The 2,651-nt window shown below is 57.0% G+C and carries 3 protein-coding genes and 1 pseudogene; 1 reads left to right on the forward strand and 3 read right to left on the reverse strand.

Annotated features, from left to right (window positions below; translation table 11 throughout):
- Positions 1–100: pseudogene (locus V7650_RS18300) on the forward strand (hypothetical protein); the annotation flags it as partial.
- A gap of 2 nt (positions 101–102) precedes the next feature.
- On the opposite strand, the gene tnpC reads toward V7650_RS18300, so the two are convergent.
- The 3 genes from tnpC to tnpA are packed head-to-tail and all read right to left on the reverse strand — an operon-like array spanning position 103 to position 2,438.
- Positions 103–1,644: an IS66 family transposase gene (tnpC, locus tag V7650_RS18050; protein WP_335657595.1), complete on the reverse strand. Its 1,542-nt coding sequence runs from the start codon at positions 1,642–1,644 to the stop codon at positions 103–105.
- Between the two features lie 54 nt (positions 1,645–1,698).
- Positions 1,699–2,046, reverse strand: coding sequence for an IS66 family insertion sequence element accessory protein TnpB (gene tnpB, locus V7650_RS18055; protein WP_335657596.1), 348 nt, complete (start codon positions 2,044–2,046; stop codon positions 1,699–1,701).
- Positions 2,043–2,438 carry an IS66-like element accessory protein TnpA gene (tnpA, locus tag V7650_RS18060; protein ID WP_335657597.1) on the reverse strand — a complete coding sequence of 132 codons (396 nt, stop codon included), beginning with the start codon at positions 2,436–2,438 and terminating at the stop codon, positions 2,043–2,045. Before tnpA ends, tnpB begins: the two co-directional genes overlap by 4 nt.
- Between the last annotated feature and the right edge of the window lie 213 nt (positions 2,439–2,651).

Genomic DNA, 2,651 nt, shown 5'->3' on the forward strand with positions numbered 1-2,651 from the left:
ACAACTGGACAAGTTGCGCCGTATGACCTTTGGCCAGTCGTCGGAGAAGCTTGTCCAGCAGATCGAGCAACTGGAACGTAAGCGTGAGCTGCAGGCCGCGTATTATGCGGCTTGACGGCTCGATTTGTTATCGTCTGCCCAGTTCCAGGGCATGAGTTCGTCCCATCGGGAAGCGGGCCAATCGGATGCGATTTTTTCAATAACATCGGTAATATAGGCTTGGGGCTCCACGCCATTGAGCTGACAGGTTCCGATAACCGAGTAGATGGCGGCAGCGCGTGTTCCTCCGGCCTTGGATCCGGTAAATAGCCAATTTTTTCTGCCTATCGCTATGGAACGGATAGAGCGTTCTGCAATGTTATTGTCCATCTCGGCCATGCCTTCATCGAGATAACGTGTGAGCGCATCCCAGCGTTTGCGGCCATAGGCTAGAGCCTTGGCCATGCTTGATTTGGGCGACAGACGGCGCAAGGCATCGTCGATCACGCTGCGCAGCGTCTCGATTTGCGGTTTGCTATGTTCCTGGCGCTGCTGACGGCGGATATCGGGTGGCTGACCGCGAACATCGTCTTCGATCCGGTAAAGCCCTGCAATCCGTTCCAGTAGGTCGGCGGTGAGCGGCGTCGGGCTTGCTTGATGGTTCTCGAATATCTTGCGGCGGAAATGCGCCCAGCAGGCAACCTCGCGTATCCGGCCATCCTGATAGAGCTTGTCGTAACCGGCATAGCCATCGGCCTGCAGCAAACCTGTAAATGCCTTGAGCTCGGTTTGCGGATGGATGCCACTGCGATCAAGGGTAAACTTGTACCAGACCAAGGCCGGACCCGTAGAGCCGGATGCGCGGTCATCGACAACATGGGTCCACAATCTTGCTTGCGCCGTTTTACCCTTGCCTGGCACCAGCATCGGTACTGGCGTATCGTCGGTATGGATCTTTGCGGCCTTTAAGCCTTCTTCGCGGATACGGCTAACGATAGGATCAAGCAGACTTGCGGCTTGACCAGCCCAACCGGCCAGCGTCGAACGGTCGATGTCCACACCTTGCGCTGCCATCATCTCGGACTGACGGTAGAGCGGCAGATGATGATCGAACTTGTTCACGGCGACATGGGCAAGGGTTGCGAAGCTGGCTTTACCCCGGGCAATAGCTTTGACTGGTGCGCGGGCCTGCACAATCTTCTCGCAGGAACGGCAGCTATACTTGGGGCGAATGGTACGGATAACGCGCCATTGCACCGGCAGCACATCAAGCATCTCGTCGCTGTCTTGCCCAAGCGGGCGAAGGGTACCGCCGCAATCAGGACAATTACAGGCACCTGTCTCCGGTTCAATGCGGCGCTCGGTGCGTGGCAGATGATCGGGCAAAGCGCGGACGGGGGATGGCCGTCCGGCTTTTACGATCGGCTCAGGCGCCCGGGCATCGGAAATCGCAGCTTCACTCTCCAACTCTTCGAGCGTCAGTTCCAGTTGCTCGATCTGCTGGACAAGCTTCTCCGACGACTGGCCAAAGGTCATACGGCGCAACTTGTCCAGTTGTAACTGCAGGGTCTCGATCAGCGTGTCACGGGCCGCCAAAGCAGCTTCCAGCTCAGCAATCCGGGCGTCTTTATCGGGGTAAGAATGAGCGGTATCTGACACCGCCATTTAATAGCGGAGTGGGTCATGGATTACCAGTGAAACCAGCCCAAATATGCCGTTTTATCCCGCCAGAAGCGAGGCGTCCGTGCGTTCAGGTCTACGCCAGTCAATGCCTTCGAGAAGCATGGAAAGCTGGGCCGAAGAAAGGTGCACTTTACCGGTCTTTGTCACCGGCCAAACGAATTTGCCGCGATCCATCCGTTTGGAAAACAGGCACATGCCCTGACCATCATACCACAGCAGCTTGACCAGATCTCCGCGCTTGCCCCGAAAGGCAAACAAAGCTCCTGAATGCGGGTTCTTGTGCAATACTTGCTGCGCCATTACAGCCAGACCATTAAAACCCTTGCGCATGTCGGTTGCACCACAAGCAAGGTAAATGCGCGTCGAAGGAGATGGCGAGATCATCGACCCAGTACGCCCATTACCCGTGCCAGCGCATCGGCATCTATCCCCGCGTCCACCGTCAGCCTTATCCTTGATGGCAGGTCTATCCTGATCAGACCAGGCTGTGCAGGATTTACCGCCGCTCGGTCGATTGGGCCAGTATCCAGCGAGACTTCGGCAAAAGCGGGTGCGGCAAGCGCTCGGCTTGACGGGGTCATGCCCTCTAGCTGACCGTTCATCGCCAGACGCCGCCATGTGTATAGCTGGCCACTGCCTATCCGGTGACGCTCGCAAGTCTGGCCAACCGATCCCCCTGGACCAAATGCATCTGCCAGCATCGCCAGCTTCTGCTCGGCTGTCCAGCGCCGACGACCGCCGACAATCTCTACACGGCCAAGACTAGAACCACTCATATGAGTGGTCATATGACTAATCGTATGACTGCTCGCTGATCCCGAAACCATGTCGTCCATAATCGCCGCTCCCAAATAAGCAGCCTTCAACCCTTCAATGGCACAACGCGCAAGGCGGCCTACAGCTCTCGCTTACACTGGAACTGACGCTCGAAGAGTTGGAGAGTGAAGCTGCGATTTCCGATGCCCGGGCGCCTGAGCCGATCGTAAAAG

Source organism: Parasphingorhabdus sp., from assembly GCF_036964565.1.
Taxonomy (GTDB): Bacteria; Pseudomonadota; Alphaproteobacteria; order Sphingomonadales; family Sphingomonadaceae; genus Parasphingorhabdus.